Origin of the sequence: Shinella sp. (assembly GCF_049651085.1) — a bacterium.
Taxonomy (GTDB): domain Bacteria; phylum Pseudomonadota; class Alphaproteobacteria; order Rhizobiales; family Rhizobiaceae; genus Shinella.
Genome location: NZ_JBASBL010000022.1, coordinates 290,649 through 303,815, shown reverse-complemented (window position 1 = coordinate 303,815; position 13,167 = coordinate 290,649). Strand labels below are relative to the sequence as shown.

Below are 13,167 nucleotides of genomic sequence, written 5' to 3'. Positions count from 1 at the left end.
ATATCCCGCAGGGCGAGGTGCATCGCCTGGCCAATCCCGGCAAGATCCTGCTGGAACTCATCGAGGTGCAGACCGGATCCTATCTCGGCGAGGACGACATCATCCGCATCGAGGACGAATTCGGCAGGGGGTAGGGCTCCCGGCTGACACTATCGTGATGCGGCCGTCCTGCGGGCGGCCGTCTTCCTATTGTAACGGCCCCGTGCTTTGCCTAGTTAGGAGGGACGATGACCATCCGTCTTATCCGAATTGGCGCCTGGCTTGCCCTGGCCGCCATCATTTTCGTCACAGTCTCCCCGATCGGCCTTCGGCCGAGGGATCTGGTATCGACCAATCTCGACCGTGCCGCGGCCTATGCCGTCCTGTCGGCCCTGTTCGTCTTCGCCTATCCGCGCCACCGCTGGACAGTCGCCGCGCTGGTCATCCTGACAGCGGGCGGAGCCGAGCTTCTCCAGCTTCTTTCCCCCATGCGGCACCCGCAGCTGATGGATGCCACGGTAAAGGCGGCCGGCGGTGTCGTCGGCCTGTTTGCCGGTATCCTGCTCCATTCAGGCGTCACGCGGCTTCTTTCCGACCGGCGGGAATGACTGGCCAAACCCATGTGGATGCGATGCCCTGCGAAAATCAATCCGCAGGGCACCATGCCAATCGGTTCAGCCGTCGGTCGCGGGGATCGTGTTGATCATCCACGGTACGCCGAACTTGTCGACCAGCGAGCCGAAACCGGGCGACCAGAAGGTCTCGCTGAACGGCATGACCGACCGGCCGCCACCGGAGAGCTGATTGAACCAGCGCTCAGCCTCGGATTTGTCAGTGGTGTGCAGCGTGACGTCGAATCCGTTCTTGGGCTTGTCGATGTTGGGGGCCCAGGCCGCATCCATGTCCGCACCCATCAGGGCCTGATCACCGACCTCGAGCCAGCAATGCATCAGCCAGTCCTTGTATTTCGGATCGGTGATCGGCATGTCGGGCGGCGCTTCGCCATAGGGAAAGGCCGCGGTGATCTTGCCGCCAAGAACCTTTGCATAGAACTCGAATGCCTCGCGGCATTGTCCCTGAAAACTCAGGCTGGTCACGATTTTCATGCGTATCTCCTCCCGTTGTGCTGGTCCGCCTGCTTGAGCGGGTACAGCTCGATAATGAATTGATATCAACGTAAATAGCCGTTCAAGTCAACCCGACGCCGGACGTCGGGCTACGCCGCCGACACCCGCTATGGGGTGCCGAACGGGTCCGACGGCCCTTTGGACGGCTCGGTAAACCAGCGCGGGCCGCTATCCGTCATGTAGATATGATCCTCGAGCCGGATGCCGAACTTTCCTGGAAAAACAATCATCGGCTCGTTCGAAAAGCACATGCCGGCCGCAAGCGCCGTCGTGTTGCCCCGCACGATATAGGGCTCTTCATGGATCTGCAGACCGAGCCCATGGCCTGCGCGGTGCGGCAGGCCGGGCAGCCTGTAATCGGGGCCGAGCGCATGCTTTTCGAGCACGGCACGCGCCGCGTCGTCCAGGCTGGAGCAGGGCGCACCAAGCCTGGCGGCATCGAAGACGGCTTGTTGCCCTGCGCGCTCGATCGCCCAGGCGTCCTCGAAGGCACTGTCGCCCGGCTTCAGCTTGTAGGTCCGCGTCAGGTCCGAGTGATAACCGTCGATACGGCAACCCGTATCCACCAGGATGACGTCATCCTCGCCGAGCACCTGATCCCCCTCGGCGCCATGCGGCAACGAGGTCGCCTCGCCGAAGGAGACGATGCAGAAGGTCGAACCGTCATCCGCACCGACCTCGCGATGCCGCTGGTCGATGAACTTGACGACCTCGGAGGCGAGCATGCCGGGCTTGAGCGAGGCAAAGACCTGCCTGTGAATATCCAGCGTCAGGCCCATCGCATATTGGATGAGGGCGATTTCCGCGGGCGACTTGATGCAGCGCAGGCGATTGATGAGAGGTCCGCCATTCGCCAGCCTGTCCGTCCCCAGCTCTGCCGCCAGCGCATGGTAGAAGTAGAGCGGCATGGCATCGTCGAGCGCCAGCTTTCCGGCATTGCCAAGAAGGCGCGCGACAAGCGCCGCGCTGCTTTCCTCTTCCTGCCATTCGAGGATTTCACCCGGCAGGTGCGGCAGGGTTTCGACGCGGCTGCGCTCGAAGCCCGGAACGATGTAGTAAAGTCCGGTCGGCGTGACCAGCGCCCCGAGAAACCGTTCGCTGGCATGCCAGACCAGTCCCGTGAAGTAGAGCAGGCTTTCGCTCGGCCCGAGCAACATGCCGGCAAGACCCTCGGTCTCCAGCAATTGGCGAAGCCGCGAAAGCCGCTCCAGTCTTTCCTGATCCGTGATCCGGGGTACGGGATGCTGCCACGACATTCTCAACTCTCCTGTGTCGGCGCGGCGGCCGGCGTCCAGCGCCATGCACACCACCATGATTGTCCTCTATTAGCGACCAGAGGACATTCATGTCGACAAGAAAAATGCAATTCCGCGTTATCGTGCCCGAGCCTGGTGCCGGGCCGCAGCCCTCAGGCTGCGGCGTTCTCGTGGACGAAATGGCCGGGCGAAACCTCGCGATAGGCCCGCTTGGGCGGGACGTAGTCATACGGGCGCAGCGGGCTCTTGATTTCCTCGTTGAGCGGCGGCGGCTGTTTGCCGCGCCGGGTCGGATCGGGAATCGGCACGGCTGAGATGAGGCGGCGGGTATAGGGATGCTGGGGATTGTCGAAGATCGCCGCGCGCGGCCCGATCTCGACGATCTCTCCAAGGAACATCACCGCAACACGGTGGCTCGCCCGCTCCACCACCGCCATGTCATGCGAGATGAAGAGATAGGCGAGGCGATGCTTTTCCTGCAGGTCGAGCAGGAGATTGGCGACCTGCGCCTTCACCGACACGTCGAGCGCGGAGACTGCCTCGTCCGCGACGATGAACTTCGGCTCCAGCGCGAGCGCGCGGGCAATCGAGATGCGCTGGCGCTGGCCGCCGGAAAATTCGTGCGGATGGCGCGTCGCGACAGCAGCTGGCAAACCGACCTGCTCCAGCAGTTCGGCCACGCGTTCCTTCGCTTCCCTTCGGCCGCAAAGGCCATGCGCAAGCATCGGCTCGGCAATCGCCGAGCCGACGGTGATGCGTGGATTGAGCGAGGCGAACGGGTCCTGGAAGATCATCTGCGTGTTGCGGCGCATGGCCCGCAGCGACCTTGAACTCGCCTTCGTCACATCCTGCCCATCGATGACGATCGAGCCAGCGGTCGGATCGACGAGGCGCATGATGGCCCGTCCCGTCGTCGACTTGCCGCAGCCGGATTCGCCGACGAGCGACAGCGTTTCGCCCGGCTTGAGATCGAAGGAAACATCCTCGACCGCGTGGATCTGTCCCTGCGGCAGGGCGAAGCGGACGGACAGCTTGTCGACATTCAGGATCGGCTTCGTCTCGGCCGCCACCGTCTGCATGACCCGCCCGCCGGAAGCCTCGCCGGTCGTCGCGTCGACATCCGGAAAGCGGCGCGGCGCGGGCGCATCGCCCATCGTCCCGAGACGCGGGATGGAGGCGAGCAGCGCCCTGGTATAGGCCGCCTTGGGCGCGGCGAAAATCTCCGGCGTCGGGCCGGTCTCGATCATGTCGCCGCGGAACATGACGACCGTGCGGTCGGCCACTTCCGCAACCACGCCCATGTCGTGGGTGATGAAGAGCACGCCCATATTCTCTTCGCGCTGCAATTCGCGCAGGAGATGGAGGATTTCGGCCTGCACGGTCACATCGAGGGCCGTCGTCGGCTCGTCGGCGATCAGCAGTTTCGGTCGGCAGGCGAGCGCCATGGCGATCATCACGCGCTGGCGCATGCCGCCGGAGAACTTGTGCGGATATTCATGCAGGCGGGACTTCGCGGCCGGGATGCGCACGCGCTCCATCAGCCGCAACGCCTCCGCTTCCGCCGCCGTCCAGGAAAGGTCGCGGTGCAGCACCAGCGCTTCGGCGATCTGGTTGCCGATCGTGAAGACCGGATTGAGCGAGGTCATCGGCTCCTGGAAGATCATGCCGATGACGCCGCCGCGCACCGCGCGCATTTCGGCATCGCTAGCCTGAAGCAGATCGCGCCCTTCGAGCAGGATACGGCCCTCGCAGCGCGCCCGGCCGGGCGGCAGCAGACGCATGGTGGACAGCGCCGTGACGCTCTTGCCCGAGCCCGATTCACCGACGATGGCGACGGTCTCGCCGGCATCGACCTTGAGGTTGATGTTGCGGATGACGGCGCGCCATCCTTCCGCGGTCTTGAAGGAGGTCGTCAGGTTTTCGACCGAAAGTACTGCCCGGCTTGCATTATCCGTTGCAGTCATGATCAGCTTTCCTTCGCAAGACGCGGATCGACCAGATCGCGCAGCCCGTCGCCGAGCAATTGCAGGGCAAGGACCGAAAAGACGATGGCAAGGCCCGGAAACACCATCAGCCAGGGCGCGTTGTTCATGTATTCACGGCCCGAGGCGAGCATCGTGCCCCAGGTCGGCATATCGGTGGAAACCCCGACGCCGAGGAAGGAGAGGCTGGCTTCCGCCAGCATGGCCGAGGCGAAGACGAAGGTCGCCTGCACGAGGATGGGCGAGGCAAGGTTGAGCAGGACGTGGCGCGTGAGAACCTGCCAGGTGGGCAGGCCCATGGCGACCGCCGCCTCGATATAAGGCAGTTCGCGCAGCACCAGCGTCGAGCCGCGCACGATGCGGGCAAGCCGCGGCGCATAAGTGATGCCGAGCGCCAGGATGACCGTCGTCAACGACGGCCCGAGCGCCGCGACGAGCGCGATGGCCAAAAGGATATCCGGGAAGGACATCATGGCATCGAGCAGCCGCGAGATCGGCGCATCGAGCTTGCGGAAGAAGCCGGCGGCGACGCCGAGGATGACGCCGAGCACGGTGGAGATGCAGACGACGCCAAGGCTGACCAGCAGCGAGATGCGGCCGGCATAGATGGCGCGCGAAAAGATGTCGCGGCCGAATTCGTCCGTGCCGAAGAAATGCGTCAGCGACGGCGCCTTCAGCTTGTTGACGATCGACAGCTTGTTCGGCGCATAGGGGGCGACCCAGGGCGCGAGGATTGCCGCAAGCAGCACGACAAGAAGGATGATCGCACCGAACAGGATGGCGCGGTTGCGGAAGAGCCGGCGCAGGCCCGCCGCGAAGGGATGGGTCAGGGAACCGGCCATCATAGGCGCACCCGCGGATCGACGAGAATGTAGAGCATGTCGACGATGAAGTTGATGAGCACGTAGATCGCCGCGACGACGAGCAGCGCGCCCTGAATGACGGGATAGTCGCGGCGCAGCACGGCCGAGACGACGAGATTGCCGACGCCCGGCAGACCGAAGACCGTTTCGGTCACCACGGCGCCCGCCACCAGCATGGCGATGGAGAGACCGATCACGGTGATGATCGGGATCATGGCGTTCTTCAATGCATGTTTCAGGATCACGCGCCCCTCGCTCGCGCCCTTGGCGCGGGCCGTGCGCACATAGTCATCGCCCAGCACATCCAGCATGGCGGCGCGGGTGAAGCGGGTGATCAGCGCCGAATTGACGACGCCGAGGGCGACGGCCGGCAGAACGAGATGGTGCAGCCGCTCGAGGAAGGCCGTATCCGGCCCGCCATAGCCCGAAGCCGGGAACCAGCCCTGGCCGACGGCAAAGACCTGGATGAGCATGAGGCCCAGCCAGAAGCTCGGCACGCTCGCGGCCACCATCGTCAGCGTCACGACGATCTGGTCGAACAGCGTGCCGCGCTTGACGGCCGAAAGAATGCCGACGGGCAGCGAGATCGCGACCGCAATCAGGATCGAGAACAGCGTGAGGAAGAAGGTCGGTTCCGCACGCGCGGCGAGCGCCTGCGTCACCGGTTGATTGAGGAAGATGGACTGGCCGAGATCGCCCTTCAGGATGCCCAGCACGAACTGGCCATACTGGGCGATCAGCGGCGCATCGAGCCCCATCTTCGTGCGCAATTGCGCAATGTCTTCCGGGGTCGCATCCGACCCCAGCATCACGGCGGCAGGATCGCCCGGCGTCACGCGGACGATGACGAAAACCACCGTCACGACCAGGGCAAGCACGATTGCCATGCCTCCCAGCCGCTTCAACAATGCCTGGACGATCCTTGCCATGATTTACCCCTTACTTCTTGGGCGTGACGTTCCAGAAGTGCGGCCAGTAGGTCGGGGTGTAGTCCGAAATACCGGCAGCGACGCCTGTCACCGCGTTGAAGTTGCCTGCCTTGAACAGCGGTGCATCGTCGTAGATCACCGTCTGGATACCTTCCCACGCAGCCTGCTTTTCCGCGTCGGAAACCGCATCCATGTAGGTGCCCACGGCCTTCGTCTTCTCGTCCGAGACATACCAGCCCGGATAGCTGTCGGTGATCGTGTTGATCGTCGTCGGGTCGCCCGGGAAGTTCGAATGGGTGATGAAGATATCCCATTCCTTCTGGTCGGCACGGCGGGTCGTCAGCGTCGCCCAGTCGACGACCTGAAGATCAACCTTGAAGCCGGCGGCTTCGAGATAGGCCTTCGCCACCTCGCCGATCTTGTAGTGGAACTCGTACTGGCGACTGGTCATCAGGCGCAGCGGCGTGCCGTCGTAACCGGCATCGGCAAGCAGCTTGCCGGCCTCTTCCGGATCGCCTTCGCCGTAACGGGCGACGCCCGCCTCGGTGTACCAGAGCGAACCCTTCGGGAAGATCGACGCATCGACGCTGAAGAAGCGTTCGTCGGAGAAGGCGGCCAGCATCATGTCGTTCGGGTTGAGCGCGGCCTGTACGGCCTGGCGCAGCTCCTTCTTGACCAGCAGGCCTTCCTTCATGTTCATGTTGAGCGAAGCCCAACCGGTGTTCTCATAGATCACCGGCTTGGCCGTGCCGCTTGCCTCGACGCGATCATAGGCGCTGACGGGAAGCGAATCGGCGAAATCGAACTGGCCGGAGATCAGGCCCTCGACGCGGGTATTGGCATCGGGAACCGGCACGAAGCGGATTTCCTTGGCGATCGCCACGCGCTTGCCGGCATAGTTGCTCGGCTCGCCCTCGGGCGACTTGTAATCGTCGAAGCGCACGAGCTGCGTATACTGGTCCGGCTTGCGCTCCTTCAGCGCATAGGGACCGGTGCCGACGAATTCCGTCAGCGTATCGGCGATCTTTTCCGACGGCATGATGACGGAGGCCTGCGAGAAGGTCGCCAGCAGCGGCGCATAGCGCGACTTCAGCTTGATGACGACCATGTTCGGGCCGTCTTCCGAAAGGCTTTCGACGATCTCGGCGACCTGCTTGCCCTTGGAATTGACCGCCATCCAGCGCGTCAGCGAGGCGGTCACGTCCTTGGAGTCCAGATCGCTGCCGTCATGGAACTTGACGCCTTCGCGCAGCGGAATGCGATAGGTGAGGCCGTCCTCGGAAATCTCGGGCATGGCAAGCGCCAGCAGCGGCACCGAGCGCCATTCGAGATCATAGGTGTAGAGCGTCTCGAAAATGTGCTGGTCGATGGTCAGCACGATATCGGTCGCCGTCTGCATGACGTCGAGCGTCGGCGGCTCGCCGATGGTCGCGACCGTCAGCACGCCGTCTGTCGTCTGGGCGATGGCGAGGCTGCTGGTGCTTCCGGCAAGCGCCGCCAAGGTCATGAGAATAATTGCGTTTTTCATCTTGTACCCCTCTCTTATAGAAGTTTCGTGCCGGCTCCCGTCCGGCAGGTGGTTCAGCTTTCAAGCCCGAGCGGATCGGCAACGCGCGGCCACAGGTCAAGCCGCGCCTTGCGGTAGGCCGTCGTGGCGGGATCCGTCGGGTAGGAGGTCGGAGCGGCAACATAGACGATCTCGGAGGAGACCGGCTGGAAGCCCGCATGGAAATGGTTGGTCGATTTCACCAGCAGGAAGGCCTTCTTCGTGAAGTCCACGCCCTGGTTGGAATAGATATCCGGCTCGTAGGTCTGGGTGCGGCTGGTGATCAGCACGATATCGATGGTCGTGCCGAGCGGGCGCACCACGGCAGCAGCGCCGAGCGTCACGCGGCTGTTGCGGAAACTCTGCCAGCCGGCATCGAAGACGGCCTGAACCGTGACCCGCAGGTCCAGCGGCTCGCCGCCCTCCGGTCCCGATTTGCCGCCGAAGCGCAACGCCAGCTCCGCGCCTTCCCCCGCCGCATGGCAGAAGGAAACGGCGATCGGATCCCAGATCGTCGCCACCGCGACATCCTCGAAGCCGCGCTCGATCATCCGGCGCAGGATGAATGTGGCGTCACCCGCCACGCCGCCGCCGGGATTGTCCCAGACATCTGCGATGACGACCGGCACGCCCGGCTGCGCCGCGCGAACCGCGATCGCCCGGTCGAGGCCCGCCTCGGTGTCGAACATCGGCATGGCGGTCTCCCTGCGCATGCCGTAGAGCTCGTGGCCAAGCTTCTCGGCCAGCGCGTCGCCCTTCGCCCTGTCGCCATCGGTCACGACCACGATGCGCGTACCCATTTCCGGCACGTCGCCCGCCATGAAGCCGTGGATGACGGAAATCGAGAGGATGCCGTTCTTGCCCTCCATCGCCTTCAGCCGGTCGACGAAGGAACGCATCGGCTCGCGGCTCGTCGGATAGATGGTGATCATGCGGCAGTCGAAGGTGGAGATGGCAGGCTTGATCTCGCCCCGCAGCGTGCGCAGCGCCAGTTCGACGACATGCTCGCCGCGTTCCTCGAAATCCGTGTGGGGGAATTCGAGGAAGGTTGCCATGATGTCGAGATTGGCGACACGCCGGGCGGTCAGGTGGCTGTGCGGATCGAATTCGACGGCAATCAGCACGCCGGGACCAACGAGATCGCGGATACGGGCGAGGAAATCGCCTTCTGGGTCGTCATAACCCTGCACCACCATGGCGCCGTGCAGGCCGAGCACCACCGCATCGACGGGCAACACAGCCTTGAGTTCACCGATGATCCGGTCGCGCAGCGTCTCGTAGGTCTGCCGCTGGATAAGACCGGCGGGCTCAGCCCAGCAGGACGTGCCCTCGATGACGGTAAACCCTTCGGCACGGCCGCGCCGGCGCAGGATCGGCACCACGGAGGAACAGAGCGTCGGCGTATCGGGATGCTCGCCCGGCCCCGCATAGAAAGCCGCCTTGAAAGCATTCATATCCGTCGGAACGGGCGAGAAGGTGTTCGTCTCGGTGGCAAGCGAAGCTGTGAAGATGCGCATGTATGTTCGTTCCGAATGGGGGCTGACGCTCGAACACCGCCGGCCACGGCACCGCCATGGTGCCGAACTGCCAGCCTGAGGGCTCGGAATGCAGGTTCCCGTCGTTTGCAACACCGCCTGAGCGATGTAATTTATTTTCTAAATGATGCGATAATTTCAGGGAAAGTCAACATGGCGGCGACCGCTGGAACGAATATGTGTAATGTGTTTTCACACACTCAGCTTTTTCGGGCAAATTTACACAATCCAGACAATCGGGAGAACCACGGCCCGCTGCCCACCTGGCGAAATCCCGCTTTCGTATCAGGCAGTTGCGCAGGCACCGCGCCACCCTGACGACCCAAAAGCCTCATGGGCTGCGTGAACGGAAGTGAAAATAATGTCGACCAGAATGGCTGGATTTACACGCCCTTTCCTGCGTTTCGGCATCCCAAACGCAGATCGTCGAAAAAATCTGCTCAAATTCCACAGGCTGGAGGGCTTCACTGCACCGCCACCCTCCGCGCAGACTATCGAAATTCCCGCCTGCCACATTGCTACATTCCGATCCTGTGATATGTCTTGCCAATCGAGAAATTCATTTTCACCCAAATAGCGGCAACCCGCGCGAGTTTCGCGAGCGGAGGATCTGATGGACCTTTTCCACGCATTGTCGGATGAAGGAAGCAAGCTGTCGGGCCTCGACAGAAAGCTCGCGCAGCTCTCCCTGGAGGACGTGGATTTCGTCATGAACGCCTCGATCGGCGATCTGGCCGAGCGCGCAGGCGTCTCGCCGCCCACGGTCACGCGCTTCTGCCGCAGGCTCGGCTGCAAGGGATTTCCGGACTTCAAGGTGCAGCTGGCCAAGCTGACCTATGTAGGCCTGCGCTACGTCAAGCCGGAAGTGCCGACCGAAACGCCCGACGAGGTTGCGGCGGATATCATCGCCAAGGCGCAGAACGCGCTCTTCCAGCTTCACCGCCAGATCGACCTGTCCGCGCTGGAGACGGCGGCCCGCCTGCTGCGCGGCGCCGATTTCATCCAGGCTTTCGGAGCGAGCGGCAATTCGGCGATGATCGTCAACGAACTGCACAACCGGCTCTTCCGGCTCGGCTGCCGCATCCACACATCGAACGACCACAATATGAACGCGATGCTTTCCGCGGCGGCGCAGCCGGGCACGGTGGTCTTCGGCTCGTCTTTCACCGGTCGCGATTCGGCCCTTGTCCACTGCCTCGAACTGCTGCGCCAGCGGGGCGTTCCGACCGTCGTCGTCACCCAGAGCGGATCGCCGGTGGCCGCAGCGGCGGATGTGGTGGTTTCCGTCGACCTGCCGGAGGGCAGGAACATCTTCCGCCCGACCTCGACCCGCTTCGCCTATCTCGCCGTCATCGACATGCTGGCCAACCTCGTTGCCTATGCCGACCGGAGCAAATCGTTGAAGACCCTGCGCAGCATCAAGGAGGAACTCGTCAGCCGGCGCGATGGCGACGACCGCCAGCTTCTCGGCGACTGAACGCTCGCGCTCCTTTACGTCGTGCAAGGCCTCTCAGGTGGGAATCAGGGCTGCAAAGCCCGATACAGGATCAAAAGCAGTGGAAATTGATGCCAAATGGGCACGTCCGCCGCCAAAAACTCCTGAAAGCCCGGCACGGGAGGCCAATTTCCTTGCGGCTCGACGCGGAAATAAATTATACCGTTTTTATATGTTTTTCGCACTTCGGTGCCTAGAATAGACCGGAATCACCCGTCAATGGGGAAGCCGGTCACTCTTCCCGAAGAAGACGACGAGACCGCCGGATGCGCTATGCGTCCACGCTGCCGCATAGCCGATGGAAAGCAGGCTGAGATGCTGACGAAAAAGGGAAAATACGGACTGAAGGCCCTCGTGGACCTCGCGCGCCTTGCGCCGGGCGAAACGGCTTTCGTCAGCGAGATCGCGCTGCGCAACAACATTCCGAAGAAGTTCCTCGACACGATCCTGCTTGAACTGCGCAATGCCGGCATGCTGCGCTCGAAGAAGGGCCCCGGCGGCGGCTATTCGCTCTCGCATCCCGCGTCGGAAATCCGCATCGGCCACGCCATCCGCGTGCTTGACGGCCCCCTTGCGCCGATCCGCTGTGCGAGCCGCACGGCATATGAAGCCTGCGAGGACTGCGCCGATCCCGAAGCCTGTCAGGTCCGCCGGGCGATGACGGAAGTGCGCGACGCCGTCGCTTCCATCCTCGACACATTGACGCTCGAACAATTCGTCACCGTGCCGGGCGCTGCCGTGATGATCGAGGACGAGGCCCAGGAAAAGCGATTCGGCTGACAGGCCACGCCTGCGACTGCCGTTTCCGGCAGCGCCGGGGCTGACGCCACGCACCCATCCGTTCGCTAGACCTCGACCGGCCGCGCCGTCTGGCCGTTGACGCCGAAGACGCGGCGGTATCGCTCTATTTCCGCCGGATCGCCCGTCGCCTTGTGTGGATTGTCGGAAAGCTTGACGGCAGGTCGGTCGTTGGCGCTCGTCACCTTGCAGACGAGGGAGATCGGGTCGAGGCCGCTGCCTCCGTCCGGATCGCATCCCCGGAAATCGTTGGTGAGGTTGGTGCCCCAACCGAAGCTCATGCGCACGCGGCCCTGGAAATGCCGGTAGGTCTCCTCGATCGTGTCGACATCCATGCCGTCGGAGAAAATCAGCAGCTTTTCACGCGGGTCGCGCCCCTTCGCGCGCCACCAGTCGATGATCTGCTCGCCGCCGGCAATGGGCGGCGCGCTGTCCGGCCGGAACCCGGTCCAGTCCGCTACCCAGTCGGGCGCATTGGCGAGGAAGGCGGGCGTGCCGAAAGCATCGGGAAGCGCGATCAGCAGGTTGCCGTTATAGTGCTGCCGCCAGTCTTCCAGCACCTGATAGGGCGCACGGGCAAGCGCTTCGTCGTCTTCGGCAAGCGCGGCGGCAACCATCGGCAATTCATGCGCATTGGTGCCGATCGCCTCGAGATCGGCGTCCATGGCGAGCAGCACATTGGACGTGCCGATGAAGCGATCGCCAAGCCCCTCCTTCAGCGCCTCGACGCACCAGCGCTGCCACAGGAATCCGTGCCGCCGCCGCGTGCCGAAATCGGAGATGACGAGATCGGGCAATTTCCGCAATCGCTCCACCTTTTCCCAGAGCCGCGCCTTGGCGCGCGCATAGAGCACATCGAGCGCAAAGCGGCCCTTGTTGCGCATCGCTGCGCGGGATTTCAGCTCGTTGATGATCGTGAGCGCCGGAATCTCCCACATCGTCGTGTGCGTCCACGGCCCGTCGAAATGCAGTTCATACTGCCCGTCCGCCTTGCGCAGCTCGTAGTCGGGAAGCTGGAAGGCACCGAGCCAGGCAATGAAATCCGGGCCGAACATGCGCGATCGGCCGTAGAAACTGTTCCCGGCGAGCCAGATCAGCTCCTTCTTGGAGAAGCGCACATTGCGGGCGTGGTCGAGCTGGGCACGCAGTTCCCCCTCGTCGATTATGTCGGCGAGCCGCACGCTCGTCGTGCGATTGATCAGGGAAAAGGTCGCATTCACGTCCGGATGAAGCTGCCGGATCATCTGGAGCATCAGCAGCTTGTAGAAATCCGTATCGAGCAGGCTGCGCACGATGGGGTCGAGCCGGAAATTATGGTCGTAGGTGCGGGTCGCGATATCGTTGACGGCCATGCCGGCTCCTGGTCGATGACGGGTCTATCGTCCACCGGCGGCAAAGCGCCGGCGCAACCGCGCCAGCCTCGTTTATCGAACCGTCTATTGCAAGGGTGCTCACTGGCCGAAGAAGAGCACACCGGCAATGACCACCGATGCGCCAACGGCTGATATTGTTCCCGCGCCCTGCAAGACGCCCATGCGATAGAGCATCAGTGCAAAGCCGGCGATAACCGGTGCTGCGACGACAAGGCCGAACTGTGCGTCCGTCATGAGAAACCCTTTCCTTTGCCCCATCATGGCGCGCCCGGCCTCGCTTCTCT

The 13,167-nt window shown here is 63.3% G+C and carries 13 protein-coding genes; 4 read left to right on the top strand and 9 right to left on the bottom strand.

All coding sequences use genetic code 11. The features are described from left to right. Both WA950_RS15895 and WA950_RS15890 read left to right on the top strand, forming a co-directional pair. On the top strand, positions 1-134 hold a 134-nt coding region (locus WA950_RS15895; RefSeq protein ID WP_424549644.1), incomplete at its 5' end, for a hypothetical protein. 93 nt (positions 135-227) lie between these two features. Further along, entirely contained in the window at positions 228-587 is a 360-nt protein-coding gene (locus WA950_RS15890) for a VanZ family protein (RefSeq protein WP_424552680.1), read from the top strand. 66 nt (positions 588-653) lie between these two features. Here WA950_RS15890 and WA950_RS15885 read toward each other — a convergent pair whose 3' ends face one another. The 7 genes from WA950_RS15885 to WA950_RS15855 form a co-directional block, all read right to left on the bottom strand. Next, on the bottom strand, positions 654-1,085 hold the full coding sequence (locus WA950_RS15885) for a VOC family protein (protein ID WP_424552679.1): 432 nt from the start codon (positions 1,083-1,085) through the stop codon (positions 654-656). 128 nt (positions 1,086-1,213) lie between these two features. After that, on the bottom strand, positions 1,214-2,362 hold the full coding sequence (locus WA950_RS15880) for a M24 family metallopeptidase (RefSeq protein WP_424552678.1): 1,149 nt from the start codon (positions 2,360-2,362) through the stop codon (positions 1,214-1,216). A gap of 152 nt (positions 2,363-2,514) precedes the next feature. Continuing rightward, entirely contained in the window at positions 2,515-4,326 is a 1,812-nt protein-coding gene (locus WA950_RS15875) for a dipeptide ABC transporter ATP-binding protein (protein ID WP_424552677.1), read from the bottom strand. Between the two features lie 2 nt (positions 4,327-4,328). Then, on the bottom strand, positions 4,329-5,189 hold the full coding sequence (locus tag WA950_RS15870) for an ABC transporter permease (RefSeq protein ID WP_424552676.1): 861 nt from the start codon (positions 5,187-5,189) through the stop codon (positions 4,329-4,331). Beyond that, positions 5,186-6,127: an ABC transporter permease gene (locus WA950_RS15865; RefSeq protein ID WP_424552693.1), complete on the bottom strand. Its 942-nt coding sequence runs from the start codon at positions 6,125-6,127 to the stop codon at positions 5,186-5,188. Before WA950_RS15865 ends, WA950_RS15870 begins: the two co-directional genes overlap by 4 nt. Positions 6,128-6,146: 19 nt before the next feature. Beyond that, positions 6,147-7,664, bottom strand: a complete 1,518-nt coding sequence (locus WA950_RS15860) for an ABC transporter substrate-binding protein (protein ID WP_424552675.1) — start codon at positions 7,662-7,664, stop codon at positions 6,147-6,149. A gap of 53 nt (positions 7,665-7,717) precedes the next feature. Continuing rightward, positions 7,718-9,199 (bottom strand): M81 family metallopeptidase, encoded by a 1,482-nt coding sequence (locus WA950_RS15855; protein WP_424552674.1) that lies wholly within the window; start codon positions 9,197-9,199, stop codon positions 7,718-7,720. 631 nt (positions 9,200-9,830) lie between these two features. Between WA950_RS15855 and WA950_RS15850 the strand changes: the two genes are divergently transcribed. Both WA950_RS15850 and WA950_RS15845 read left to right on the top strand, forming a co-directional pair. After that, the gene (locus tag WA950_RS15850) at positions 9,831-10,694 is read left to right on the top strand and encodes a MurR/RpiR family transcriptional regulator (RefSeq protein ID WP_424552673.1); all 864 of its coding nucleotides are present in this window, start codon (positions 9,831-9,833) and stop codon (positions 10,692-10,694) included. A gap of 333 nt (positions 10,695-11,027) precedes the next feature. Beyond that, entirely contained in the window at positions 11,028-11,492 is a 465-nt protein-coding gene (locus WA950_RS15845; protein ID WP_424552672.1) for an RrF2 family transcriptional regulator, read from the top strand. Positions 11,493-11,557: 65 nt separating this feature from the next. On the opposite strand, the gene pncB is transcribed toward WA950_RS15845, so the two are convergent. Beyond that, positions 11,558-12,862 (bottom strand): nicotinate phosphoribosyltransferase, encoded by a 1,305-nt coding sequence (gene pncB, locus WA950_RS15840; RefSeq protein ID WP_424552671.1) that lies wholly within the window; start codon positions 12,860-12,862, stop codon positions 11,558-11,560. 99 nt (positions 12,863-12,961) lie between these two features. Then, complete coding sequence (locus tag WA950_RS15835; RefSeq protein WP_424552670.1) at positions 12,962-13,117, bottom strand: hypothetical protein; 156 nt, start codon at positions 13,115-13,117, stop codon at positions 12,962-12,964. Between the last annotated feature and the right edge of the window lie 50 nt (positions 13,118-13,167).

Coding starts and splice junctions, on each gene's coding strand:
- WA950_RS15880 (WP_424552678.1), bottom strand. CDS start 2,362: ATGTCGTGGCAGCATCCCGTACCCCGGATCACGGATCAGGAAAGACTG.
- WA950_RS15855 (WP_424552674.1), bottom strand. CDS start 9,199: ATGCGCATCTTCACAGCTTCGCTTGCCACCGAGACGAACACCTTCTCG.
- pncB (WP_424552671.1), bottom strand. CDS start 12,862: ATGGCCGTCAACGATATCGCGACCCGCACCTACGACCATAATTTCCGG.
- WA950_RS15860 (WP_424552675.1), bottom strand. CDS start 7,664: ATGAAAAACGCAATTATTCTCATGACCTTGGCGGCGCTTGCCGGAAGC.
- WA950_RS15885 (WP_424552679.1), bottom strand. CDS start 1,085: ATGAAAATCGTGACCAGCCTGAGTTTTCAGGGACAATGCCGCGAGGCA.
- WA950_RS15845 (WP_424552672.1), top strand. CDS start 11,028: ATGCTGACGAAAAAGGGAAAATACGGACTGAAGGCCCTCGTGGACCTC.
- WA950_RS15890 (WP_424552680.1), top strand. CDS start 228: ATGACCATCCGTCTTATCCGAATTGGCGCCTGGCTTGCCCTGGCCGCC.
- WA950_RS15875 (WP_424552677.1), bottom strand. CDS start 4,326: ATGACTGCAACGGATAATGCAAGCCGGGCAGTACTTTCGGTCGAAAAC.
- WA950_RS15870 (WP_424552676.1), bottom strand. CDS start 5,189: ATGATGGCCGGTTCCCTGACCCATCCCTTCGCGGCGGGCCTGCGCCGG.
- WA950_RS15850 (WP_424552673.1), top strand. CDS start 9,831: ATGGACCTTTTCCACGCATTGTCGGATGAAGGAAGCAAGCTGTCGGGC.
- WA950_RS15835 (WP_424552670.1), bottom strand. CDS start 13,117: ATGACGGACGCACAGTTCGGCCTTGTCGTCGCAGCACCGGTTATCGCC.